The following is a 22,927-nucleotide window of genomic DNA, read 5'->3' on the forward strand; positions in this document are numbered from 1 at the left end:
CCTGCAAGCAATGTGCGTCAAAAATATGGGTGCAACAATTTGTCGTCTGGTCGCGGCAAACTACCTGTGTTAGAAGCGTCATATGAAACTATTAATCAGCCTGTTTATATTGACGACCTCATTGAATCTCTGGGCCGCAAAGCAGTTCAATTCTGTTGATGGAACCGATGTGCTGTCCAGCAAGTTTCTGCATCTGGAAACAAAATCTGCCAATAACGGCACAGTCGTCGTTTTTCTTTCTGCAAAATGCCCTTGTTCTGCAAGTCACGAGGCTTTGCTTAAGGAATTGTCCACACGGTACAAGGATTTCAACTTTGTGGGGGTTCATTCCAACACAGATGAAAATGCTGAAATGACCAAAAGCCACTTCACTACGGCGGCTTTGCCGTTTCCAGTTATCCAGGATTCAAAATCCCGCCTTGCCAATGATTTTGGTGCTTTGAAAACTCCGCACGCCTACCTGCTCTCCCCTGACGGCAAAGTTTTGTATCAAGGCGGCGTCACGGACAGCAACGTGGGACCTTCAGCAAAAAAACACTTTCTAAAAGACGCCCTCGAAGACATTGAATCCGGCAAAGAGGTTCGCTTAAAAGAAGGCCGCGCCGTGGGTTGCTACATTTCGCGCGAGGACGCGTAAATGAAATTCCTGGTTCTGTTACTTCTGGCCTTATCCGCATGTGCGCGACCGGATTATATTGATCCAAAGCTCAATGAAAGCGCACAATCAAATCCCGACGAAGAGTGCGCTTTGCAACTTTCTCTTGCAAATCTTTGCGCGAAACTTGAATGGACCCTCGGTCCTCAGTCACCCGCTGAATCCGAATTCATTCTGAAGTTCTGGAATAAATCTGATACTGTGAGCGGCGGCACCCTGGTGGATCCTGAAGACACATTAAGTGCTATTTTGTGGATGCCTTCCATGGGGCACGGATCCTCTCCGGTCACTATCGAGAAAATTGAAACTGGTGTTTACCGTGTTCGCAGGGTTTATTTCATTATGCCGGGTGACTGGGAAGTTCGCATTTATTTGAAAAACGGCAGCACAGTGATCGATCAAGCCACGGTGAGTTTGTTGTTATGAAGTCATTCCTTCTTGCACTCTTGCTTCTGGGAGCCGGCACACAGAGTCTGGCTGCGAGCTGCTGTGGCGGTGGATTTGCATTTCCCGCACTGATCATGGGGGATGAGAAAACTCAACTGACCAGTTCACTCAGTTACGGTCAAGTTACCGATGACGTTCTACCCAATCAGAAATGGATAAAACGCGCTGATGAAAATCACAGTCAGACCTTCAAAATCGAAGCGGCGACTCTTATTTCAGATACCTGGCAAACTGGGTTTTCAGTGCCCGTGATTTCCCGCTCTATCGCAAATGAAACCAGCACTGGACTTGGCGATATTTCCCTTACCCTGGGCCACGAAACATTTCCTGAAAAGTCTTATTCCCTCTGGAAACCAAAAGGTCTGACCTTTTTGCAACTTGTGGTTCCCACCTCGCCCTCTATTTATGATGCCACCAACACCCTGGCTTCAGACTCCAGAGGCAGAGGTTTTTTCACCGTGGGTGGTGGCGTCGCTTTAGTTAAAGTTTTCGGTCGTTGGGATGCCAACGCTGGCGTTGAGATTCACAAATCCTTTGCCCGGGAATTTTCCAGTCCCGCTAATGGCGGCACCATCACAGCAACACCCAATATGGGGCACAGTTGGAGCATTGGCGGCGGCTGGAACAAAGGTGACTGGCGAATGGGATCTGGTTTTACAGGCATGTATGAGGACGCCATTGAAACTTCCGGCGCCCAATCCTCCAGAGGATCTTCGCAAAAAAATATCACATGGACTACGATGGCCAATTACATGCTAAGCATGGAAAGTGCCTGGACATTGTCCTATGCAGATCAGACCTTGTTTGGCTCACCCGAAAACACGAGTCTTTCAAAAACCATCACCATCAGTTATCAGACGCGCTGGCAGAGGTAAGTCCGTACCTCAGTGATCGCGATCAAGACCACGCATGCGCCGATCATGCTCTCGCATTCTGTGCACACGTTCTTCTTCGCGATGGCGTTCGCGTTCGTCGCGCACCAGATTTTTCTCGGCCTGCTCACCCGGTTCATCCTGCACATGCGGCATGTTGCGATCAAAATCAGGTTCAATATCTTCTGATCGCAGATGACGGCTTTCCATCCGGGTGGTTTCTTCGGCAATTCTCTGCTCCGCAGCCTTCTCTGTGTCTTCGCCCATGGACCGGCGAACGCCCGGCGACGGCGAGCTAAAAATCGGTTTGGGTCCCGCTGGTTTTTTATACTTTCTTTTTAAGAATCCAAAAAAGCTTCTTTTTTCCCGATGTTCCTTCTCCATATCGTCCTCCTCCTCCCAGTGCCTTAATCCTTGCTCCTCAGGTTCCGTGGAAATTTCAGTCTTGATACCTGCATCATCCTGCAGACCTTCTCCATCACTCATCACTGGCTGGCCGTTTTCGTTGATCGAAACCGCGGCTCCGACATTTTGAAATGCCATACGAACATCTTTTTGCCTTGTGTCCCGTTTGCGAAAGCGATCCAACAACGAGTACACCACAGGCACTACATACAAAGTTAAAAGCGTTGAAACCATCACCCCGCCAATCAGGGTGATCGCCATGGGTTTAAAGGTTTCTGAACCGGCCCCGGTCGCCAATGCTGACGGCAAGGCCGCGGTGATCGTCGCGGCACTGGTCATAATGATCGGGCGCAGACGAATTGGACAGGCTTCTTTCAAAGCTGAATCCGCCGTCGTATTTTCTTTTCGGGAACGAACAGCATTGGTGAAATCAATTAACAAAATGGAGTTCTTCTTCACAATCCCCATCAACAGCAGAATACCGATCATGGAGTACATATTGATGGATTGCCCCGTCAGATACAGCGCAAAGAATGCCCCGGAGATACTGAATGGTAGCGCCATCAGAATTGTCACAGGATCCATGAAGGAATTAAACTGACTTGCCAACACCATGTAGGCCACTAAAACGCCCAGGGCAAGAGCGAATATCAAACTATCAAAGGATTCGCGAAAGGTTTTTGCGGCCCCCGATTGATCAATGAAATATCCCTCGGGCAGATCCTTGGCTTTGTTAAAAATAAAGTCCAGGGCTTTTTGCTGGGAAGCCCCTGACGTCAAATTTGCATAAATCGTGATAGCGCGCTGACGATTCACCCGGGTCACTTGTTGCAGACTGGCTTTTTGTTCAATCTGTGCCACTTGTGAAAGCGGAACCAGATTATTGCGATCATTGGCAATCAGAAGTTTATTAAATTCAGTGCGCGGGTCCTTGGCCTTTTCCAATTGGACGTAGACATCATAGCGATGCCCGCCCTTGGTGTACTGACCATTTTTAACTCCACCAATCATCGCCTGAACTGTCACACCGATATCTTCCGCACTGACCCCGCGAAGAGCCGCCTTATCCCGCGCCGGAGTCACTTGAATTTCCGGCATTCCGGCAAGATAATCTGAATCGACATCCACCATCATTCCGGATTGCTTCATATCTTCTTTGAACTTGTTATTGATTTCCTCAAGCTTCGCCCAGTCAGGTCCCTGCAAAATGAATTCTATCGGATATCCTTTACCGGTGGAAAATCCCCGGCTTGATGGATCCATCATGAACACCTGAACTCCTTGCACATTCTGAGTCAGTTCTTTACGCGCAAAATTCATGAACTCCTGCTGCGACAATTCATGACCTATTTTTTTGTTCACACCCCGCTCACCCTTGTCTTTCAAAGTCACAAACATCATCCCGGTGTTGGCATCACTCCCGCCGCCTGAACCCAATCCCCCCACACTGGCATAGAGATGTTTGACTTCACTTTGTGAGCGCATCCACTTCTCAATTTCCCGCGCTTTTTGATCCGATGTCGCCAAAGATGTACCAATGGGCAGAAACAAGCGCATGATGAACAAACTCTGATCCTGGATCGGTGTCATTTCCCGGTTCAGCCCCATGACAGTGATAAATGAGACACCCACGAAAGCCACGGATGCAAACAACACCGTCCAACGAAATGACAGAACCCAATTCAATGATTTGCCGTAAAATTCACGCCATTTATCCATAAAGACATCGAATGCTTTTCCAATTCGTGTGGAACGATGCCCGGTGTGCACGAAAGATGAGCAACGCATGGGTGTTATCGTCAAAGACTCCAACAGCGACAGCAACACGGCGAGAGAAATTGTAATACCGTACTGTAAAAAGAATTTCCCAATAACACCTTTCATAAAGGCCACCGGCAAAAAGATCGCGATGATCGCAATACTTGCCGCCAAGGCTGCAAAGGTGATTTCCCGGGCGCCGATGATGGCAGACTCTATGGGCCGCAATCCCCGCTCGTTGTACCTGAATATATTCTCAAGCACCATGATGGCATCATCCACCACGATCCCGATCGCCAGAGTTAATCCCAGCAAAGTGAAAGTATTCAGAGTGAAGCCAAAGAAATACAAACCAATAAAGGCCCCCATGATGGAGGTGGGAATCGCCAGTAACACGTTCAATGTCGCGGTAAAGCTTCCCAAAAAAATCCAGCACACCAAAGAGGTCAGGATCACTGCCAGCACCAGATGTTTGATCATCTCTTGGATACTTTGTTCGATATAGCGGGAGGAATCAAAATTCACTCCGAGCTTCATACCTTCAGGCAGTGTTTTTTGAATATCCACCATCTGTTGCTTTACCGCGTTGGCCACGGCCACAGCATTGGAGCCGATTTGCTTTTTTATCCCCAACCCCAAAGCCATCACCCCATCAAAACGTGAGATGCGGTACACTTCCGCCAGGGATTCCTCGGCATGACCGATGTCCTTTAAGCGAATGGTATTGTAGGGATCCTGAATCACCATGCCTGCGCGGCGATTGATGATCATGTCGTCAAAACCTTTGGCGTCCTTGAACTCCCCCAGTGTTCTGACATTGAAGGCATTTTTGGGATTTTGAATAAAACCACCGGGCACTTCCGTATGCTGGGCATAGATGGATTCCATCACGTCGCCCACAGAGATCACATTTTTCTTAAGCTTATCTGCATTCACCCAGATCCGCATGGCGGGATCCGTGTAGCCACCCAGTATAATATCCCCCACACCGGAAACCATCGTGAAGCGGTCCTTCAGATAGTCTTTGGCGTAGGTCATCAGAAAATACGGATCATTTTTGTCGTACATTAATGCCAGCCATAGAATCGGCTGATCATCGGGGTTGGTTTTGGTGATAATCGGTGGATCAACATTTTCAGGCATGAGTCGCTGCGCCTGAGCCACCTTGGTTTGCACTTCCTGCAGGGCCACATCAATATTTCGGTCCAATTCGAATTCAATGGTGATATTGGCGATCCCGGTTTTACTGACTGAACTGATCCTGGTCACACCCTCAACGGAAGACAAGGCATCCTCGACCGGATCCACGACCGAAGTTTCCATGATCTCAGGAGCTGCCCCCAAAAGAGTCAAAGACACATTCACGACGGGAAAATCCACATCGGGCAACTGACTGACACCCAGGCGCATGAAGGAAATGAAACCAAAAATGATGAATGCCGCAAACAGCATCCAGGAGAAAACAGCATTGCGAATGGATACGTCGGAAATGCGCATACAGACCTCCCCCCGATTCTATAGGAATCTTGGATGAGGGGACATCCGGTGTTTTAACAAACAAAAAGGGAGATCCATTGGACCTCCCCTTCAGATTTAAACACTCATTTACTAAAGAGTCCTTATTGAGCTCTTAGTAGCGCCATGCCGTCATCAATCCATTTCGCATAGACGTCTGCACGAGTGTAAACTGACAACATAAAGCAATCAGGAGTCAGACGCGTTGGCAAAGCATCTCCACGACTCAAAACACCCCACAGGTGCAACTCACCACCAATATCCAAGTAGGCCGGACCACCAGAATCACCAGAACATGCGCCACGTTTTAAAGACTGCTTCAACATAGCTTCTGTCGCGGAGAAATGTGGATCTGCAACTACAAGTTCAGTTGTTCTTAAAGTGCCTGCGCCGGATTTAATAACCCATGAACGGTTCAAGCCATAACCTGCGATACGCACAGTGATGCCTTCAACCAAGGCACCGGAATTTTTCAATCTTTTTGCCGGGCCGTAACCCAAAGGCAAACCGCCTCTAAAGCGAAGAAGAGCAATGTCTGCGGTGTTTTCTTTACGTTGTGGATCGTAATCTGTATTCACGAAGCCAGCGTCCACTTTGCGGATTTGTTCTGGTGTGGATTTTTTCATTTCGTTATTGAAGTGAACTTGCAAAGCTTTTGGATCACCAGCCACGCAATGTGCTGCCGTTAATACGATATTTTCAGCGATCAATGTACCAGAGCACAATGCACCGGCCTTTGCATCATAAAGACCCACCGTCGAACGGATAACACGAGAACCCGGCTTAACCACGTCCCCACCGATGACTTGTGAGTTGCCGTCTGCGACAACTGTCCCGTTTTGATTTGCTGGTGCGCAGGCAGTAAGTGCTGCTGTAACAAGAAGACCTTTGATAAGTAAATTAACAGATTTCATTTGGAAAACTCCCTTAAACAATATTGAACTCGGGGTGGGTTCTACACCGCTCTCGATAAAAGCCAAAATGAAATTTTCCTAATCGGGACAGTCTTTAAATCGGGACAGCGCCCTGCAAATAAATCACAAAGGGCACCGTAAATTATTTACCTTGGCGTCTGAAGCACCCCTTGTTACGATTTTTAAATGGTCGAACACTCCTATTTACTACAAGTTCTTGCTTTCCTTTGCTCATCAGTACTTCTTGTACCCATTTTCCAAAAATTAGGCTTGGGAAGCATTCTGGGCTACCTTGCCGCCGGCATTCTAATTGGCCCCCAAACAGCGGGGTTGATCACGGATGTTGAATCCGTGAAACACCTCTCTGAGTTCGGCGTGGTCTTTCTTCTTTTTCTGATCGGCTTGGAACTGCAACCCAAGAAACTCCTGGCAATGAAGAAGACTTTGCTCAGCTTCGGTGGATTGCAAATCCTGACCTGCACCCTGGCTCTGGGTGTGTTGGTGAAAACGCAAGGGGCTTCCTGGAACAGCGCCTGGGTCGCGGGCTTTGCCCTGAGTCTTTCCTCCACGGCTTTCGCCATTCAGGCAATGGCTGAAAAGAAAGTTCTTAACACCGAATTCGGCCGCTCTTCGTTTGCGATTCTTTTGATGCAAGACGTGACGGCCATTCCGGCGTTGGCCATCATTCCAACACTCGGCCTGGTGCAGGCAGCCACTCCTACGGAGGTCAACTGGCTGGGTGTCACGGGAATATTTTTAGGTCTTTTGATTTTCAACTACACCTTAATGGGACGATTTCTGCGACAAGTGGCCGCCCTGCGCAGTCGCGAACTGTTCACCGGTGTGACCTTGACTATTGTGGTGGGTGTCGCCTATTTGATGGAGCACATGGGGATTTCCATGGCCCTGGGCGCCTTCCTGGCTGGTGTGCTGTTGTCTGAATCTGAGTATCGCCACGAACTTGAGGCGGACCTTGAACCTTTCAAAGGTTTGTTGATGGGTCTGTTCTTTATCTCTGTGGGCATGTCGGTCAATATTCATCTCATCCTGAAGAATCCGATTTTTATTATCGCTGCCACCTTCGTGTATATGGCAGTTAAAGCAGGCTTGCTATACGGCGTGGGCCGAGCTCTTAAACTTAACAGTGCCAGCTCCCGCAACATGGCCGCCTATCTGGCTCAAGGGGGTGAGTTCGCCTTCGTGATCTTCGGTGTGGGACAAACTTCGCAAGTGATCAGCGGTGAAATTTCCGAATTGCTCACGGTGATCGTCACCCTTTCAATGATCCTGAGTCCTTTTATGATTGTCGTGAATTCCAAAATCGAGTCATGGCTGGCCACGCGCAAGCCAGCAAAAGCCTGGGACAACTTTGAGGGCGTTGAAAATGAAATCATCATCGCAGGCTTCGGTCGCGTTGGACAAATTTTTGGCCGTATCTTAAGAGCCCAGGATATCGGCTTTACGGCGATCGATCATGATCCCGATCAAATTGATCTGCTAAGAAGATTCAGTCATAAAGTTTACTATGGCGATGCCTCCCGTCAGGAGATCCTGGATGCCGCCGGCGCCAAAGCCGCCAAATATCTGATCGTGGCCGTCGACGACGTGGAAACATCCAAGCACATCGTGGAGCTCGCGCGCGAACACCACCCTCATTTGAAGGTTTATGCCCGCGCCCGCAACCGTGCCCATGTGTTTGACCTGATGGATCTAGGGGTTGATCTGAAGCACATCCGCCGCGAAACTTTTGAGTCAAGTCTGCTGCTGAGTCGCGAACTGCTGGTCGATCTGGGTTATCCGGCGGATCGCGCACGCTCCATCATCGAACGCTTCCACACCCATGATGAACTGATGCTGGCCAACCAATACAAATATCGGAATGATCAAAAACAGTTTTTGGATATCTCCCGCCAAGGCATGCAGCAATTGGCTGAGGTTCTGCGTGAGGATCAAAGACAAACCTATATTGATTCTTCTGATACCGATAAATCCCAGGAGCCCAAATTATGAGTCAGGACACCAAACCTCCAATGACCCTGGCTTTACGCGAGCTTGAAAAGCACGGAGTCGAACTGACTTACCACCTGTTTGCTTATCTTGAAAAAGGCGGCACAGCCCATTCGTCCAAAGAGATGGGCGTGCCTGAGCACGCCGTCATTAAAACTTTGATCATGGAAAACGAAAACAAAGAACCACTGGTTGTTCTTATGCATGGAGATATGCAAGTCTCCACCAAGAATTTGGCGCGCACGTTGGGAGTCAAAAGTATCAATCCCTGCAAACCAGAAGTGGCCGATCGTCATTCTGGTTACCAGGTGGGTGGCACTTCTCCGTTTGGAACGAAAAAGAAAATGCCCGTTTACCTGGAAGAAACGATTCTGCAATTGGATAAAATCTATATCAATGGGGGGAAACGAGGATTTTTGGTGGGGATGTCCCCCAAGGAAGTCCTGCGAATTCTTTCGCCCACTTTAGTTCAAGTGGGCATTCCGGGATAGGACAGCCCTACTGCAAGGGCATGTTGTCTTTAGGGATACTTGGATAGTTGCGACGAACTTGGATTTCCTTGGCCTTGGCCCCTGTCACACGAATATATGGAACCTCGGTGTTTTTATCAGCAAGACCAATCTTATTGAATGGATTCGTTTTGTCATACCAAGGCATAAAGCCTGAGTAAAAATCAAAACGACCACGACCCATGATACCGGCTCCCTTGTCGCGGATGATGAAGTAACCATCATGCAAAGTACCGTCTGGCAAAATCAAACCGATGACGGAAGGAACGTAAATCACCTCGCCCAATTTATAAATGGACAGGTCGGCTGCCAATGTGTGGAAAGGATCCAGACACACGGTGCGAACGCCGTATCCATACTTGCACTCTTCACGATCGATTTCAAAATAACGATTCTGACCTTTGATACGAGCCAAAATATTCAGCAAACGGATTTTGCCATTTTTCTTGATAGAACAAGAACCCTGCAATCCGCAGGCATCAGAAATCTTTTTACAAACACGAATCAAGGTTTTACCGCCTTGACCGTAAAGTGTGACCTTTTGACTGTCCGGGCAGGTTGTTTTCTCGGTGTCGAAAATCGGGAAGTAATAAACTGTCGGTTTAAGTTTCGAAGTGCCCACGATGTCTTTGCCTGCGGGACGATCTTTTTCAATTTGCTCAGCACTCACAGTCCCGTGAGAAGGAACGGCTTTGGGATCCACAGTTGCTGGCTGAACGGGCAAAGTCCCATCCTCTTCGGACTCGGGAGCTGATGCTGGCGCAGGGAATTCTTCAGGACTGCCAACTGTTGCAGGCTGCACCGGCAACGTGGTCTGCCATCCATCGGAATCGATATCATGCACACGTTGATCTTGAAGAGTCACATGGCCATTATCAGAATCCAGGGAGTTATAAGCTGCAAATTGATCTGCGTTGCCACAAGCTGTAAGAGCCATCGTCGCCAAAACGATTGTGAATGTGAAAAAACGCTTTGTTTGCATGCACCCTCCAGAAGAAAACCGAGGCCCAACCTAACAGACAATATTCAGTATCGCGACGACTTTTTTTACTCTGCAAACATTGGAAATGCCGTGCCGTAAATTGGTACTTTTTGCCCCTATCATGCCAGCAATCTACCCATCAAAACTGTTAATAAATTAGACAGTTCCCGCTTCTATGGTTAGCATATCCCCATGAGTACATACGTTTTTCTAACTGAAGTGGCCAATTTCTCTGAAGCCCAGGTGGTAAAATCCTTCTTAGTCGCCCAGGGCTTCCATCCCCGTCTGCGCGACGAGATGACCCGCTCTGTAGCCCCTCACCTGGAAACGTTTTTAGGAAAATTAATCATTGAAATTCCCGAAAATGAATTTTTGGCGGCCTCCTCATCCTTGGAGCAACTGGAAGATTCCCAGGCCGAGAAAATCGCAGAGCAAGACGAAACTTTGCTGCTGAAAAACCAGAACCTGCAAGAGAGCCAGGATATGGCAAAAAGATGCCTCATCAATGCCGTCCTGGGATGCGTGCTGATTCCAGTGGTATGCAATCTCTATTCAATGCTTCTGGGATTTCGGGTATTGGGCAAGGAGATGCCCCTATCGCAACTGACACGAACGAGACTGGTGATGGCATTCGTATTTAACTGCTTTGGTTTTTACATCTGGTTAACGTACGGGCCGATGCTCCTGAAGGACCTTTTCTAATTTACAGGTGCGCGCTGCGCCATTTAGTGGCCCGTTTACAAATAAATCGCGTTTAGAGTTCAATTGCCAAGGATTCGTGCAATTTTATTGATTGAAGCGTCTTTTCGCGATTTACCCCTTCTAAATTATAACTTTTCATTGAAGGGATCGTTATGCGTTTCTTGATGGCTGCTATGGCCTCTTTGTTTATTTCCGCTTCCGCGCAAGCGTGGGTTCCAGCATTCAATTACCAGCTGAATGGTTATCAAGCTGCAATCACAATGTACAATCCAACAGGTTTCACAGTTTACTGCCAAGGTCAGGCTGTGGGTCAGTTGCAAAATGGTATGATTGTTAATTCCTGGTTTGCTGACTGGGTGGGACCGTTTCAATACCGCACGGCTTTTGTTTATGCGAATCCTCCGTTCTTTTTCGTGAACGCATGGATGAACGTAAACTGCCAATAGTGCAAAAAAACTCTGCCGAAGTTTAGGACTTCGGCAGCTTTTTCCAATCGCGATCGGCCATCATTGTCACCGATTCAGTATTGAAATCATAAACGATACGAATTTCGTTTTTCTTAAGCTGACGATGGATCTGCTCTTTCTTTTTCTCGAGTGAAATTTCCACCAGTCCGTAATCAGTTCCTTCACGCAATATAAAAGACTCAATCACGGCATCCAGGATCTCGGCGCTGAGCTGCTCCACTGGAATTGCCACTGGTGGCTTTGCTTCTTCGTTTTGCTGATCGTAATCAATATCCATCTTTAAGATCTCCGGACTTGGTTCTAGCACGAATACAAAGTTCGTCACATCTTTCGTTAAACTCGACGCCAGAGTGCGCCTTAACCCAGCGCAACTCAATCTGATGCGCCTGTCCCAGAGTATGAAGCTCCTGAATCAGATCCACTTCCGGAATAGGCTGCCCTTGATTTTTCACCCAGCCATTGCTGGCCCAGCGTTCACTTTTTTCAACAGCTTCCAGCATCACTCGTGAGTCGGTGTAAAGAACACCGCGACTGTTTGCGGGCAGGGATTTTATGGCTTCAATGGCAGCTTGAAACTCCATTCGGTTGCTGGAAGTTTTCTTTTGTGCGGCAAAGCCTTCACAAACGATAACACCCTTGCGCGACACCACATACGCCCAGGCACCTTTGCCATGCTTAAAACTGCCATCCGTGTAGATTTCAAAAACATTTCCAGAAAAAATACGTCGTAAGAACTGCCAGATGCGATACATACTCCAAAGCTTTCCACAAAGTTTCCCGAAGCGCAGTAATTTGTTGCATAATTAACGCAAAGATTTTCAGTGCGCGAATCCCGGGTTCACGCTATCCATCTGCTTAGAAACGAGGTGAATTATGGTTCAAGCTTTTAAAGTTTTAGGTTGGCTCGAAGGTCTTTCTTTCCTGACTCTTCTTTTCATCGCAATGCCCATTAAGTACATGGCAGGCAATCCCGCAGTGGTGAAAGCCATGGGTCCGATCCATGGTTTCCTGTTCATCGGTTATGTGCTTTTCGCTAATTTTTTGGCGAGTGAATTGAATTGGTCACGAAAAATGCGCATTCAGGCATTCTTTGCAGCAGTTCTGCCGTTTGGAACATTCTGGTTCGAAAGAAAATACCTGGACGCTAAAAAAGCGTAGTTTTGTTTAAGGGCTGCTCGATTTTACGGGAGCAGCCTTTTCCTTTTTCCGCTCCTGCGGAGTTTTAATTTCTGGCGGCTTTTCTTTTTCCGCCTCGATCAGAGTCTTTGGTTTCTCAACCCGACTTTGAATAAAGTAGCGCACTCCCAGAAACAATCCATATTGATTTGAATACTCGTTCGGCTCATAGGTCAAAGCATAGGAATATCGGGCCTCAGCCATCACCGCCCACAATCCTGATTGCCACACCTCACCCTGCAGTGCCAGATCGATGCCCGTTTCCGACGGTTTTGAGGCCGACGTTTTTACATTTTCCGAATCGGCAAAATCATTGTGAATAGTATTGATATTACCCATCGGGTAATTCGTATAGATGCCCAAAGAGGTCGCAAATGAAGGTGCCCAGTAGCGACGATAGGCGACCGTGATGTGCATGGTTTGCGTTCTTTGCGCGAGGCTTCGCCCATTGGCCTCATCGCGGAAATAGTATTTATGCATGTAAATCGCGGCCATTTCCAAGGCACCATGGTCACTGACATCTCCAGATGCGATCAGCGATATGCCCCCTGTGTCCTGCTTTAAGTCCGACAAAGTACCGTTATACTCCGTCTTGTAAGTGTACGGGCCCAAATACATCATCACATTCCCGCGCTGAGGCACGTAGGCGAAAGCAAATTCTGCACAAACGAGCAAGATACTCAGAGACAGAATGGAAAGTGTGCGATTAAAATAAGCCATACTTGGAGCCTAATGGTTGATGCTTGAAAAATCATTATCTTTATACACTAACAAAACACAGCGTTGCCTTTTGGCTCTGCTTGTAATGTTATTTGCATCCATCAGCACAGCGGCCCCGAAGCCTCCCCCAGAATCCGATTTGGAAGCGGACCTCATCCAGGGAAATGTTAATATCTCAAGCTGGCTGGACAGTTTCGCCACGGGTTTGGATTTGTTTCTGGCTGGTCAAAACTATTCCAGCGACAAAAATAAGACGACAGCAGTGATCGAAGTAGGCGCCTACATCAATTCCTACGACAGCTTAAGAAATGACCTCAACCTGGATTTCAACTTTCGCTTACCCAATCTTGAAGAATACTGGCAAGTAACATTCACCTCCTATGACGAAACCTCTGAAAGGGGCGTGGCTCAGAATTACGTACGTAATACTCCCAGAGAAAGAAACCCCGGCGCGACTTTTGGTTTTTTTCGACAATTGGGAAACGTAAGAACATCTTTTCAGCCGCGTATCAATTTTACTGCGACACCCAGCTTTTCTCACACGCTGACCTTTGAAAGTATCGCCGAAAGAGCCAGCGACTATCACATCAATCCCAAATTGCAGTTTTATGCAGACGCAGAAAAAGGCACCGGGACATTTCAAGCGCTGAACTTCAACTTTTACCTGAGCCGACATTTCAATCTGACTTTTATCAACGAAGGCGATTACATCGATCGCGATCATCTTTATACCGTCACCAACGGTGTGGCCCTGGGACAATGGTTCACCAAATCGGAAAGTCTCTCCTACAATATTTTCTTTACTTCAAAAAATCGTCCCAACTACCAACTGTACTCTTACAATCTGTCGGTGGCCTTCGTGCAGGTGCTCTACGAAAACATTCTGGATTATCAGGTTCAACCCAACATCGATTTCGCTCAGGAACACACCTTCACCCGCAATCCCGGCGTCAACTTTCACTTGTATTTGAGGTTCTAAATGGATGCGCAAGTTAAAATAACAGATCACACCCTCGGCCATGGCGAAATCGCCAGCAAGGGCGCCCTGATTTTCATTCACTACACTGGAACCCTGAGTGATGGCACGGTATTTGACTCTTCCTTAAATCACGGACGTCCTTTTGAATTTGTGGTGGGCTCAAAAAAAGTCATCCAAGGCATGAGCCTGGGAGTCTTGGGCATGAAAGTCGGCGGCAAACGGACAATTCAAATTCCCGCGGTCTTGGCCTATGGCGAGCGGACCATGGGCAAGATCCCACCTCACTCGGATTTGACCTTCGAGGTGGAACTATTAGAGTCGCGCCCTCGCGAATAATGTGCTAGACTGCAGTCATGTTGAAACAGTTTTTTCCCGCGCAAGAATTTAAAGCTTTGTTGTTTGATTTTGACGGCACGGTGGCAGACACGATGCCAGCACACCTAAATGCCTGGAACAAGGCGCTCGCGAAATACGACCTTTCCATGAGCCGCGAACAGCACATGTCCTGGGCGGGCCGCCCCACTCATCGCATCGTGGAGATGATGAACGAACTGCATAAGTCTTCCATCAATCCCGAGCAATTCCTGAAAGAAAAAGAAGTGCACTACCTGGAGGGCCTGCACGAAGTCAACACCATCAAATCAGTGATGAATGTGATTGAGCACTATCACGGTAAATTACCGATGGCGATCGTGACCGGCAGCCGCCGAAAGATCGTTGAATTGACAATGAATCAACTGAACCTTCAGCCTTATTTTGAACTCTTGGTTTGTGCTGAAGACTATAGCCAAGGAAAGCCGGCTCCGGATTGTTTCTTAATGGCCGCCGATCAGATGAAAGTCACGCCGACGGACTGTCTGGTTTTTGAAGATGCGGTCTTGGGAATTCAAGCAGCTCACTCTGCAGGTATGAATTGCTTAAAGGTCAACGAAGAGTACAACCTGATCCACACACGATAGGACCTGCCTTCGGGCTGGTCTATGTATTCCAACAACATCCAATGTCCTCTCCTTCCAAAGATTGCTACGATGTCTTTGTGAAGGAGGTCTTATGAAAACACTTATACTTGCCAGCTTGTTTGTTTTGGGCTCAATCACGACCTTTGCAGCTCCGCGGACTTCAACAGAAGTGAAACCCGGCGATCCAACTTACGAGCACGATGATCAATTCGGCACCAAACCCACCCGTTCATCCAGCTCTCAGGAAATCAATCGAGACCGTCGCGCCACTTCAGATCCTCGTATTGACGAATCTCTAAAAGCACCGCAAGGAACTCGTGATATGAAAGATTCCGACGGTTCGATCAAAGAGCATCAATAGATTGTAATCTGAAATAAAAAAACCGCCTGGAAAGGCGGTTTTTAAAATTGGAGGTGGATAGCGGTACCGCCCCGCTCTAGCGGCTTTTGCAGAGCCGTGCCTAGCTTCTCGGCCAACCCACCTCTGAGTAAACGCGAAGACCCAATCTATTGAAATCCCTGTTTTTAGTCAATCTATTCCTAACATCCCAATCTCTTTAGGGCTTCAACCGGATCAAAAGTCATTTTTAAGGCACTTTCCACGTGGCGCGGTTGAAGCTTTTCGACTTGCTCGAGGTCGGCCAGGGTTCTGGCGACTCGCAGCGTCGCGAGCTCGCGACGGCGGCTGGAGATCTCTTTAGGGAAGAGTTCCTTCATGTAAAAGCTGGGCAGATCCAAAACCAATTCCTCAAAACTCCAGCGATTGGCGAGCTTCTTAAAGCGCGCATCCTGAACTGACAGGTTCGCGCGAAAGCGGCGACTGGCCTCCAACTTTTCCAGGATTTCTTCTCCGGATACGGCGTCCCCGTCCTCGCGTTTTTTGGTGAAAAACGTAATATGAAACCGATCCACCAACGGACCCGACAAGCGCTCCATATAGGACTGACATTTTTTAAGCGATCTGCCGCAGACGACTTTCGATTTCGGCACCCAATCTCCGCACGGGCAAAGGTTTGTCGTCGCAATCATCAATGACTCCGCCGGAAACTCCTCAATGTAGCGACTGCGGCGAATGCGGATCATGGATTCCTCCATGGGTTCGCGCAAAGCTTCCTGCGCACGCACGTTGAATTCCAGCAGCTCATCCAGAATCATGATGCCCTTGTGAGCCCGGGTGATCTCGCCCTTGAAAGGGGGCACACCCCCACCAATCAACCCAAGAGCGGTGGTCGAATGATGGGGATGAACCACGGGACGCCAGCGAAGAGGGGCCTCGCTGCCGCCCCGATTATTTTTTGAAATTGTGTGCATGTCTTCCTGAGTGGGAGCCGCCAACAAGGCCGAAAGAGTGCGCGCGATGGTGCTTTTGCCTGAACCCGCCGGCCCTGCCAAAAGCACCGAGTGTTCGCCCAGCGCAATCACTTCCAAAAGCCTTGCCTGCCGTTCCGGAAAGCGAAGTTGCAAATCTGCCACAGGTCTTCGCACCTCGTATTCGCGCGGAACCGCTTCGATCTCCACCGGCTCTCGAATATCCTGCAAACAACCAAGCTCGTATCGATCAAAAACCGCCGGAGTATTTTGTGTCTGCCCTGTCCATACTAAGACTTTTCCGTCAGGCTCAAAATCCGTGGTCAGATCCCCGGGCTCGTAAACTTCTCCTAAAAGTCCCAACTCCCCGTAGACCATCACGGTATCTTCGGGCTTGGGAATTTGCTCTGACTCCCACAAAATCCCCATGGCCACGGCGAGCTCCAGGCCGCGGGAGGATTTTTTCAAATGATTGGGGCGCAGATTAACCAACACCTGCTGAGATTTGGGGAACTCAAAACTTTGCGCGCGAATCGCACTTTTGATTCTGTGAATACTTTCCCGAATGCCCTGATCTGGTAAACCCAGAAACTGGATTTGCGGCAGGCCCGGAGTAAAGTTGATCTCCACCTCGACAGGAACGAGGACATCATTTTCGCGAATAAGTGATTTTAATTTCATGGCAGACATTGCCAGCAAAGAAAAAGCCCACAACCAGTGTGGGCTTTTTTAGAAATCAGAAATTTTAAAACCGAGGTCCGGACTATTTTTCCACTTCCGCCATTTGCGACAGTGGATGGTGTTCCTCGATCGTGCGAGTCATCGTGTTCGTCGTCACATTCGTATAAATCTGGGTGGTCTGAATGCTTGCATGACCCAACAACATTTGAATCGAACGCAGGTCCGCGCCACTTTCCAACAAAGCCGTGGCACAGCCATGACGGAAGCGATGTGGATTTACCGGTTCAGCGAACCCTGCACGCGTCGACCAGCTGGCAAGCCATCTCCACACGTCAACACGGGAAGGACGATGACCGCGGTCATTGATCAGGATTGATGGAGTGTTGTCTTTCATCAGAACTGAGCGATGCTCGCGCAGATATTGAGTCAATGTTTCAGCCAGTTTTTCAGTCAAAGGAACCAAGCGCTCCTTACTGCCCTTGCCAAGAACTTTGATCCAACGGTCTGTTTGATTAAAATCCGTCACATTAAGAGAAATCAACTCGGAAACACGACAGCCCAAACCATAAAGGAATAACAGCGTCAGCTGATTGCGCGCGGTTTTCACCGGATCATTCACCTCAGCCGCATCAAACAGCTGCTGGAACTCCTGGGGAGTCAAAACCTTCGGTAAGCCGACCTTCACCTTTGGTGGTCTTAGCTCGCGCAACTCCGGGCTGTTGTGGCCACGGGTCTCACAAAACTTGAAGTACGTGCGCAAGGAAGAGATCACACGGGCTTGAGAGCGCGTGGAAAGCTTTTGCTTCTTCATAAATTCGTAGAAGCCAGTCACGTTATTATGGGTTTTGCGATATTCGATATAGAGTTCCAGGTCACGGCGATATGCCATCACCGTATTTTGGGAACGTCCACGTACGTTTTGCAGTTCATCAAAGAAGTCGATCCAAAGAGGTAGTTCCATAAGAATATTAGAACCAGACTTTAGACGGAGCGCAAGAAATATTATGTCACTAAAACAAAATAAAAAAACCGCCCATTGCTGCGAGGTCAGCACCGGACGGTTTTCAATTTTAAGTCATCTGAAGGAGCGTCTTAGTTAAAAGATCCGCCAAACACCGGGCTGCAAACAGCGCCGTTTACTTGAGCTACGTGGATACCACCTGGAGGAAGAGCCACCAAACGGTTGCCATTGATCATTCCGCCGTTGATTTCCATCACGATGTTACCGGGATTTGCCACAAGCACCACTGTCGACATCATACCCGCATTCGCCATGTTACCGCGAGTTGCAGTCTCTACCGTGTAAGTGCCCGGTGCAACCTGACAACCGGAACCATAAAGATCATACCAGTTAGTACCAACCGTCATTGTCCCTTGGAAAGCCACGGGGCCTGTGTAAAGGTTCAGGTTCGTACCAATATTGGAGTAACCAGGAACAGTGCCGTTTGGATAATAACCGGTGTTATAGTTCGACGGGTAATATCCATTTTGATAAGTGCCATTGTAAGTTGCAGCACCGCTCTCAACGATCACATTCAAGGCCAATGAAACTGAGTTCATTGGGTTCACACCTTGTACGGATCCCATTTGAGTGGGACTTACGAAGTTGGCTGCTGTGACCCAACTGTTACCGTTTGGACCATCATTTTTACCTGGGCAAGCTGTCATCAAAGCTGTCACCGCCAATGCACCTGCCAAACGCAGGATCATTCCCGGAAAGCTCAGCTTTCTATATTCATAGTTTTCCATAGTTACTCCTCGATTTATTTAACTTCTAAAATTCAATTCTATTTCAATTCAATCAATTACTGGAAAGCCGCCGTGTAAGAGATTCCAGTGAAAGTACCAAGCTTTTTATAGCCGTTACCTGGAGTCAGGGATGATTTGTTGATCACTGAATCCGCGCGGCAGTTGTAAGGACCGTCATAGATGAACCAGCAGAATCTGTACGGAGACTGAGTTGCGTAGGATTGGGCAAAGTTCTTGTAGTACAAAGAACCGGAAGCAACCATACCGCCACCACCAGAGATATCACCCTGAGTAGTCAACTTATCGATAACCAACACAACACCGCCCCATTGATCCTGGAAGAAACCCGTGAACACAGAGCTGCCATTGATTTTGAACCAAGTATTATAAGTCGCTTCCAAAGCATTGTTGTCTTTTAAACCCTTATATTCCGCATTTCTGCCTGAACCCGCAGAGAATGTTCCTGTGTAAAGCATGCCCGTGTCTGTGTAAGACAAAGATACGGAGCCGGCAAAACGCCCTGTGCTTTCAACTTGAGCTAGTTGAATTTTGATTTTGATATTTTGAGGATCATTCAATGGGCGAGTTCCAACGTATGCATTCAACTCATTCATATTCACTGGAGTGAATGTCGCCTCATTTGAATAAGCAGTAGAGCCTGTACCTGTGTCAGTACCCGTGCTGCCATCTGGTGAAGTTGGAATATATCCTGTTTCGTTGCCGGATGAGTTCACAACTTGATTGGAACCTGCGACGACCATCTTGTTATTTCCACAACCGACACCCATAAGTGCCACCGCAGTCGCCAAGATCATCATTGGAGCGTTGAATTTGTTGTTCATATCATCCTCTTTCAAGGGCTCGTTTTCAAAGGTGAGCCCTCGATGTTGGGTATTGCTATGCCTGTGCCAAGATCCTGAAGGCCTTGTAATTATCTAATTTAACTTGGGATTTATGCTGTTTCTCAATATGAAACAAACACCCTTTCAGTGACTAACCACCAAGGGGGGAGCGCAAAAAGGGCACTTTTTCTAAAAATAAGACATGCACATTAGTTAGACGCAAAAATAACATTTAAGATTTTTCCTAACATTACCGAAATGGGATGTATCACAATTCAAAAAGGACGCGAAATGACTGTCTCCGCAACAAATGTTTTGATTCTCGGTGCTGTATTTATGTTTGCTGCCCGAGTATTCATGGGTTTTTAGTTCTATTACATATAAGTAAGCTGTACCCCTATCCCCTGCCTGTTAAATAACAGACATGAAATCGGTATTTGTCCTTTTAGCTCTCTTCATTCTTATTGCGTCTATTTCTGCGCACTCAAAACCGATTAAAATCCTTGTAGAAGATGCCTGGCCCCCTTTTGCTTTTAAAAAAGGCGACCATCCCGTTGGTATGTCCGTAGATATAGTCCGCTCGGCCTTTAAAAACGTGGGCGAGAAAATCGAATTGGTCCAAGTTCCTTACACCCGCTGTATCGCGCAAACTCAAACAGGTAAATATGTCGCCTGTTTTAACTCGGCCCGCTCCAAAGAACTTGATGAGAAAGTCATCTTCCCCAAAGAGCCCTTATTCAAAAGCAAGGGTCTGGTTGTCGCCAACACCATCACCGCCAAAAAGAAGCCTGCTAAAGTCAAAGATCTTGAAGGCAACTCTGTCGCCCTTCCTGCTGAATTTCCATTCGGAAAAGAATTCGATGAAAACCAAAGCATCAATAAGGTTTTCACCTCCAGCGACCTGACTTCCCTGATGATGCTTAAATCCAACCGGGTTTCTTTTGCGGCGATTGATGAGTACGTTTACTACTACTATCTAAAGAACAATCCTGAATTCAAAAACCAGTTTCAAATCGTGCTGGAAATGTCTGAAGAGCCGATCTACGTGCACTTTTCCAAATCCCATAAGGAATCCAAAGAGCTGATTAAAAAGTTTGAGCTGGGATTGGCGATGTTAAAAGCCTCTAACGGCTACAATGACATTCTGGAAGACTGGGTGGGCATGAAGGGGCAAAAGCGCGTTCAGATTTTTTCGTTTCAGCCGAAAATGCAGGCCTTCGAGCGAACGCCTGTGCTTCCAACAAAAGAATATACGGATTAATTCTGAGCGAGTCTTGCTGCCGGATAGTAGTGCTTTAGAATCTGTGCGAAATTCTTTCCTTTAAGTCCCAGAGCGCGACTGCCCCACTGACAAAGTCCCACACCGTGACCAAAGCCACGACCCGAAAAAACAAATTCATTTTCATGCTGTTTAAGATCAAACAAAGTGCTTCTTAGTTCTGTAAAGCCTAAAGCCTGACGAAACTCATTGGCTGGGATGTATTTGCTTTCAGTTTCATTGAAAGCGACGCGAACACCGCGAATGCGAGTATCACCATTCACGCGATCCAAAGTGATTTGCGTAAGAGAGGGAAGCTTTAGCTTTTCAGCGATCTCGGCCCGGGAAAAGGACACAGACCAGTTGGCTTTTGGATTCGTGGGACAAGAGTTGTCGACCGCGACGCCACTGTTAACTCCCCCACTCCAGACATTCTTTGCCAAAGTCGTATGCCCGCCACAATCGGCATGATAGTAGGCTTTTAGAATATTCTGACTGCCATCATAGAGCTTGATACCAGCAGTTTCACGAACGGCTTGCAAAGCCTTGCTAAGCTTCGGATCAGATTCATCGCCAGCGATATGGCGGAATACTTGATCAAGCACTGAGCTTTCCAGATGATAGGCTTTATCTTCACGCTCTGCCATCACCGCCAGCGCATAAGATCTTGCTGCCACGGCTTGAGCTTTTAAAGTCTCCAAGGGCCAACTGATCGGCATTTCCGAAGCCAGCACGCCTGCGATATATTCATCCAGCGGCAATACACCCACAACGTCCACTTGGTCGCCGGGCCCTTTTGCCAATAGCACTCGTGAAGGCAAGCTCTGCCCGCCCACGCGCAGATTTTCACCTTGGATCATCAGATACTTTTCTTTGAAAAGATGTTCGTTGTCGCGATTGTTTAAACGCAAAGCCCAGATATGCTTGCCGTTCTTTTTCATCACACGAACTTCTGCAGCTCCACTTTCAGGAATCGCCACCGCTCGATAGGGCTGTGAAAGAATTTGAAAACGAAGACTTTGGCCGGCGACTTGAACTTTTTTGTTATTAGTCAGAATGCGAACGCGCACTAATTCATTATCGAATTTTTTGGTTTGAGCCTGAACATCAGAAATCGCGAGCGTAAGTACAACTAAGAAGCAGGTGATTGCCCAGAAGATTCTCAAAACTTGTCTCCGTCCTAGAGATTAAAAAAAGAGGCCCAGATCCTTGGGCCTCTTTCAGCAGTTCTTCTATTAAACCAAACAAACCCCGAAGGATGAAAGTCTAGTTTTCGTTTGCCGCGTTCAGGAACGGTCTAACCATATCCAGTGGCAATGGGAAGATGATGGTGTTGGTCTTATCGCCAGCAACCTCTGTCAAAGTCTGCAAATAAGCCAGTTGAAGAGCCGATGGGGAACTTGCCAGCATTTGCGACGCGGCCGCAAGCTTCTCGGAACGCTGAACTTCACCGTCCGCGCTGATGACTTTAGCACGACGTTCACGCTCGGCCTCCGCCTCACGAGCCATGGCTCTTTGCATTTCTTTTGGAAGGTCGATTTGTTTTACTTCAACCATCGTCACTTTGATACCCCAGGACTCTGTATGCTTATCCAGAATTCCCTGAAGCGCGCCGTTGATTTTATCACGGTGTTCAAGCACGTCGTCCAATGGATATTGTCCCATCACAGATCGAAGTGTCGTTTGCGCCAATTGGCTGGTTGCAAAGTAGAAGTCTTCAATTTTTGTGATTGCTTCCATTGGCGAAACCACTTTGAAGTACACCACAGCGTTAACTTGCATGGACACGTTGTCTTTCGTGATAACGTCCTGAGGTTTCACATCCATCGCAATCGTACGAGTATCAACTTTGATCATGCGTTCGATGAACGGGATCAAAATAATCAAACCGGGACCACGAACGCCAACGGCTTTACCCAAACGCAGAATCACACCGCGATCCCACTCATTCAAAATTTTCACCATGGCGCTTAGGATGATACCTGCAACCACTAGTAAAATTATCATAAATTCCATGTACTC

The 22,927-nt window shown here is 47.8% G+C and carries 25 protein-coding genes; 13 read left to right on the plus strand and 12 right to left on the minus strand.

Features of this window, described 5'->3' with window-relative positions; translation table 11 throughout:
* Positions 1–82 precede the first annotated feature (82 nt).
* The 3 genes from ACLVWR_RS17250 to ACLVWR_RS17260 are packed head-to-tail and all read left to right on the plus strand — an operon-like array spanning position 83 to position 1,977.
* On the plus strand, positions 83–637 hold the full coding sequence (locus ACLVWR_RS17250) for a thioredoxin-like domain-containing protein (RefSeq protein ID WP_413581832.1): 555 nt from the start codon (positions 83–85) through the stop codon (positions 635–637).
* Positions 638–1,081, plus strand: coding sequence for a FixH family protein (locus tag ACLVWR_RS17255; RefSeq protein ID WP_413581833.1), 444 nt, complete (start codon positions 638–640; stop codon positions 1,079–1,081).
* On the plus strand, positions 1,078–1,977 hold the full coding sequence (locus ACLVWR_RS17260; RefSeq protein WP_413581834.1) for a serine protease spb1: 900 nt from the start codon (positions 1,078–1,080) through the stop codon (positions 1,975–1,977). The genes ACLVWR_RS17255 and ACLVWR_RS17260 overlap by 4 nt, the downstream gene beginning before the upstream one ends.
* A gap of 9 nt (positions 1,978–1,986) precedes the next feature.
* On the opposite strand, the gene ACLVWR_RS17265 is transcribed toward ACLVWR_RS17260, so the two are convergent.
* Entirely contained in the window at positions 1,987–5,634 is a 3,648-nt protein-coding gene (locus ACLVWR_RS17265; protein ID WP_413581835.1) for an efflux RND transporter permease subunit, read from the minus strand.
* 122 nt (positions 5,635–5,756) lie between these two features.
* Positions 5,757–6,566, minus strand: a complete 810-nt coding sequence (locus ACLVWR_RS17270; RefSeq protein WP_413581836.1) for a S1 family peptidase — start codon at positions 6,564–6,566, stop codon at positions 5,757–5,759.
* 270 nt (positions 6,567–6,836) lie between these two features.
* Here ACLVWR_RS17270 and ACLVWR_RS17275 point away from each other — a divergent pair, with 270 nt between their 5' ends.
* Entirely contained in the window at positions 6,837–8,576 is a 1,740-nt protein-coding gene (locus ACLVWR_RS17275) for a monovalent cation:proton antiporter-2 (CPA2) family protein (RefSeq protein ID WP_413581837.1), read from the plus strand.
* Entirely contained in the window at positions 8,573–9,064 is a 492-nt protein-coding gene (gene ybaK / locus ACLVWR_RS17280; RefSeq protein ID WP_413581838.1) for a Cys-tRNA(Pro) deacylase, read from the plus strand. The genes ACLVWR_RS17275 and ybaK overlap by 4 nt, the downstream gene beginning before the upstream one ends.
* Positions 9,065–9,071: 7 nt before the next feature.
* Here ybaK and ACLVWR_RS17285 read toward each other — a convergent pair whose 3' ends face one another.
* Positions 9,072–10,064 (minus strand): 3D domain-containing protein, encoded by a 993-nt coding sequence (locus ACLVWR_RS17285; RefSeq protein WP_413581839.1) that lies wholly within the window; start codon positions 10,062–10,064, stop codon positions 9,072–9,074.
* A gap of 192 nt (positions 10,065–10,256) precedes the next feature.
* On the opposite strand from ACLVWR_RS17285, the gene ACLVWR_RS17290 reads away from it, so the two are divergent.
* Together ACLVWR_RS17290 and ACLVWR_RS17295 are read left to right on the plus strand one after the other, a co-directional pair.
* Positions 10,257–10,766: a hypothetical protein gene (locus ACLVWR_RS17290; protein WP_413581840.1), complete on the plus strand. Its 510-nt coding sequence runs from the start codon at positions 10,257–10,259 to the stop codon at positions 10,764–10,766.
* A 152-nt stretch (positions 10,767–10,918) separates the two neighbouring features.
* Positions 10,919–11,212, plus strand: coding sequence for a hypothetical protein (locus tag ACLVWR_RS17295; protein WP_340597060.1), 294 nt, complete (start codon positions 10,919–10,921; stop codon positions 11,210–11,212).
* A gap of 22 nt (positions 11,213–11,234) precedes the next feature.
* Here the strand turns inward: ACLVWR_RS17295 and ACLVWR_RS17300 are convergent, their stop codons facing one another.
* Positions 11,235–11,510, minus strand: coding sequence for a YheU family protein (locus ACLVWR_RS17300; RefSeq protein ID WP_413581841.1), 276 nt, complete (start codon positions 11,508–11,510; stop codon positions 11,235–11,237).
* Positions 11,500–11,985, minus strand: a complete 486-nt coding sequence (locus tag ACLVWR_RS17305) for a ribonuclease H family protein (protein WP_413581842.1) — start codon at positions 11,983–11,985, stop codon at positions 11,500–11,502. The genes ACLVWR_RS17300 and ACLVWR_RS17305 overlap by 11 nt, the downstream gene beginning before the upstream one ends.
* 121 nt (positions 11,986–12,106) lie before the next feature.
* Between ACLVWR_RS17305 and ACLVWR_RS17310 the strand changes: the two genes are divergently transcribed.
* Positions 12,107–12,391: a DUF3817 domain-containing protein gene (locus ACLVWR_RS17310; RefSeq protein WP_413581843.1), complete on the plus strand. Its 285-nt coding sequence runs from the start codon at positions 12,107–12,109 to the stop codon at positions 12,389–12,391.
* A gap of 6 nt (positions 12,392–12,397) precedes the next feature.
* Here the strand turns inward: ACLVWR_RS17310 and ACLVWR_RS17315 are convergent, their stop codons facing one another.
* Complete coding sequence (locus ACLVWR_RS17315; protein WP_413581844.1) at positions 12,398–13,129, minus strand: hypothetical protein; 732 nt, start codon at positions 13,127–13,129, stop codon at positions 12,398–12,400.
* Between the two features lie 70 nt (positions 13,130–13,199).
* On the opposite strand from ACLVWR_RS17315, the gene ACLVWR_RS17320 reads away from it, so the two are divergent.
* From ACLVWR_RS17320 to ACLVWR_RS17335, 4 genes are all read left to right on the plus strand, one after another.
* Complete coding sequence (locus tag ACLVWR_RS17320; RefSeq protein WP_413581845.1) at positions 13,200–14,108, plus strand: hypothetical protein; 909 nt, start codon at positions 13,200–13,202, stop codon at positions 14,106–14,108.
* Positions 14,109–14,444, plus strand: a complete 336-nt coding sequence (locus ACLVWR_RS17325) for an FKBP-type peptidyl-prolyl cis-trans isomerase (protein ID WP_413581846.1) — start codon at positions 14,109–14,111, stop codon at positions 14,442–14,444.
* Positions 14,445–14,461: 17 nt separating this feature from the next.
* A complete protein-coding gene (locus ACLVWR_RS17330; RefSeq protein WP_413581848.1) occupies positions 14,462–15,067 on the plus strand; it encodes an HAD family hydrolase in 606 nt (201 codons plus the stop codon).
* A gap of 91 nt (positions 15,068–15,158) precedes the next feature.
* A complete protein-coding gene (locus ACLVWR_RS17335) occupies positions 15,159–15,428 on the plus strand; it encodes a hypothetical protein (RefSeq protein ID WP_413581849.1) in 270 nt (89 codons plus the stop codon).
* Between the two features lie 179 nt (positions 15,429–15,607).
* Here the strand turns inward: ACLVWR_RS17335 and ACLVWR_RS17340 are convergent, their stop codons facing one another.
* The 4 genes from ACLVWR_RS17340 to ACLVWR_RS17355 form a co-directional block, all read right to left on the minus strand.
* Positions 15,608–17,056 (minus strand): ATP-binding protein, encoded by a 1,449-nt coding sequence (locus tag ACLVWR_RS17340; protein WP_413581850.1) that lies wholly within the window; start codon positions 17,054–17,056, stop codon positions 15,608–15,610.
* A gap of 82 nt (positions 17,057–17,138) precedes the next feature.
* The gene (locus ACLVWR_RS17345) at positions 17,139–18,017 is read right to left on the minus strand and encodes a site-specific tyrosine recombinase (RefSeq protein WP_413581851.1); all 879 of its coding nucleotides are present in this window, start codon (positions 18,015–18,017) and stop codon (positions 17,139–17,141) included.
* A 131-nt stretch (positions 18,018–18,148) separates the two neighbouring features.
* The gene (locus ACLVWR_RS17350) at positions 18,149–18,805 is read right to left on the minus strand and encodes a hypothetical protein (RefSeq protein ID WP_413581852.1); all 657 of its coding nucleotides are present in this window, start codon (positions 18,803–18,805) and stop codon (positions 18,149–18,151) included.
* Between the two features lie 56 nt (positions 18,806–18,861).
* On the minus strand, positions 18,862–19,647 hold the full coding sequence (locus ACLVWR_RS17355; protein ID WP_413581853.1) for a hypothetical protein: 786 nt from the start codon (positions 19,645–19,647) through the stop codon (positions 18,862–18,864).
* A 424-nt stretch (positions 19,648–20,071) separates the two neighbouring features.
* Here ACLVWR_RS17355 and ACLVWR_RS17360 point away from each other — a divergent pair, with 424 nt between their 5' ends.
* Positions 20,072–20,908, plus strand: coding sequence for a substrate-binding periplasmic protein (locus ACLVWR_RS17360; RefSeq protein WP_413581854.1), 837 nt, complete (start codon positions 20,072–20,074; stop codon positions 20,906–20,908).
* Here ACLVWR_RS17360 and ACLVWR_RS17365 read toward each other — a convergent pair.
* Together ACLVWR_RS17365 and ACLVWR_RS17370 are read right to left on the minus strand one after the other, a co-directional pair.
* Positions 20,905–22,071 (minus strand): SpoIID/LytB domain-containing protein, encoded by a 1,167-nt coding sequence (locus ACLVWR_RS17365; RefSeq protein WP_413581855.1) that lies wholly within the window; start codon positions 22,069–22,071, stop codon positions 20,905–20,907. The two genes, ACLVWR_RS17360 and ACLVWR_RS17365, sit on opposite strands and share 4 nt — an antisense overlap.
* A gap of 100 nt (positions 22,072–22,171) precedes the next feature.
* Positions 22,172–22,921 (minus strand): slipin family protein, encoded by a 750-nt coding sequence (locus ACLVWR_RS17370; RefSeq protein WP_413581856.1) that lies wholly within the window; start codon positions 22,919–22,921, stop codon positions 22,172–22,174.
* Between the last annotated feature and the right edge of the window lie 6 nt (positions 22,922–22,927).

The organism is Bdellovibrio sp. HCB288 (genome assembly GCF_047305935.1).
Taxonomy (GTDB): Bacteria; Bdellovibrionota; Bdellovibrionia; order Bdellovibrionales; family Bdellovibrionaceae; genus Bdellovibrio.

Coding starts and splice junctions, on each gene's coding strand:
- ACLVWR_RS17350 (WP_413581852.1), bottom strand. CDS start 18,805: ATGGAAAACTATGAATATAGAAAGCTGAGCTTTCCGGGAATGATCCTG.
- ACLVWR_RS17335 (WP_413581849.1), top strand. CDS start 15,159: ATGAAAACACTTATACTTGCCAGCTTGTTTGTTTTGGGCTCAATCACG.
- ACLVWR_RS17255 (WP_413581833.1), top strand. CDS start 638: ATGAAATTCCTGGTTCTGTTACTTCTGGCCTTATCCGCATGTGCGCGA.
- ACLVWR_RS17355 (WP_413581853.1), bottom strand. CDS start 19,647: ATGAACAACAAATTCAACGCTCCAATGATGATCTTGGCGACTGCGGTG.
- ACLVWR_RS17310 (WP_413581843.1), top strand. CDS start 12,107: ATGGTTCAAGCTTTTAAAGTTTTAGGTTGGCTCGAAGGTCTTTCTTTC.
- ACLVWR_RS17265 (WP_413581835.1), bottom strand. CDS start 5,634: ATGCGCATTTCCGACGTATCCATTCGCAATGCTGTTTTCTCCTGGATG.
- ACLVWR_RS17290 (WP_413581840.1), top strand. CDS start 10,257: ATGAGTACATACGTTTTTCTAACTGAAGTGGCCAATTTCTCTGAAGCC.
- ybaK (WP_413581838.1), top strand. CDS start 8,573: ATGAGTCAGGACACCAAACCTCCAATGACCCTGGCTTTACGCGAGCTT.
- ACLVWR_RS17295 (WP_340597060.1), top strand. CDS start 10,919: ATGCGTTTCTTGATGGCTGCTATGGCCTCTTTGTTTATTTCCGCTTCC.
- ACLVWR_RS17315 (WP_413581844.1), bottom strand. CDS start 13,129: ATGGCTTATTTTAATCGCACACTTTCCATTCTGTCTCTGAGTATCTTG.
- ACLVWR_RS17340 (WP_413581850.1), bottom strand. CDS start 17,056: ATGAAATTAAAATCACTTATTCGCGAAAATGATGTCCTCGTTCCTGTC.
- ACLVWR_RS17260 (WP_413581834.1), top strand. CDS start 1,078: ATGAAGTCATTCCTTCTTGCACTCTTGCTTCTGGGAGCCGGCACACAG.
- ACLVWR_RS17270 (WP_413581836.1), bottom strand. CDS start 6,566: ATGAAATCTGTTAATTTACTTATCAAAGGTCTTCTTGTTACAGCAGCA.
- ACLVWR_RS17325 (WP_413581846.1), top strand. CDS start 14,109: ATGGATGCGCAAGTTAAAATAACAGATCACACCCTCGGCCATGGCGAA.
- ACLVWR_RS17370 (WP_413581856.1), bottom strand. CDS start 22,921: ATGGAATTTATGATAATTTTACTAGTGGTTGCAGGTATCATCCTAAGC.
- ACLVWR_RS17360 (WP_413581854.1), top strand. CDS start 20,072: ATGAAATCGGTATTTGTCCTTTTAGCTCTCTTCATTCTTATTGCGTCT.
- ACLVWR_RS17305 (WP_413581842.1), bottom strand. CDS start 11,985: ATGTATCGCATCTGGCAGTTCTTACGACGTATTTTTTCTGGAAATGTT.
- ACLVWR_RS17250 (WP_413581832.1), top strand. CDS start 83: ATGAAACTATTAATCAGCCTGTTTATATTGACGACCTCATTGAATCTC.
- ACLVWR_RS17300 (WP_413581841.1), bottom strand. CDS start 11,510: ATGGATATTGATTACGATCAGCAAAACGAAGAAGCAAAGCCACCAGTG.
- ACLVWR_RS17285 (WP_413581839.1), bottom strand. CDS start 10,064: ATGCAAACAAAGCGTTTTTTCACATTCACAATCGTTTTGGCGACGATG.
- ACLVWR_RS17330 (WP_413581848.1), top strand. CDS start 14,462: ATGTTGAAACAGTTTTTTCCCGCGCAAGAATTTAAAGCTTTGTTGTTT.
- ACLVWR_RS17345 (WP_413581851.1), bottom strand. CDS start 18,017: ATGGAACTACCTCTTTGGATCGACTTCTTTGATGAACTGCAAAACGTA.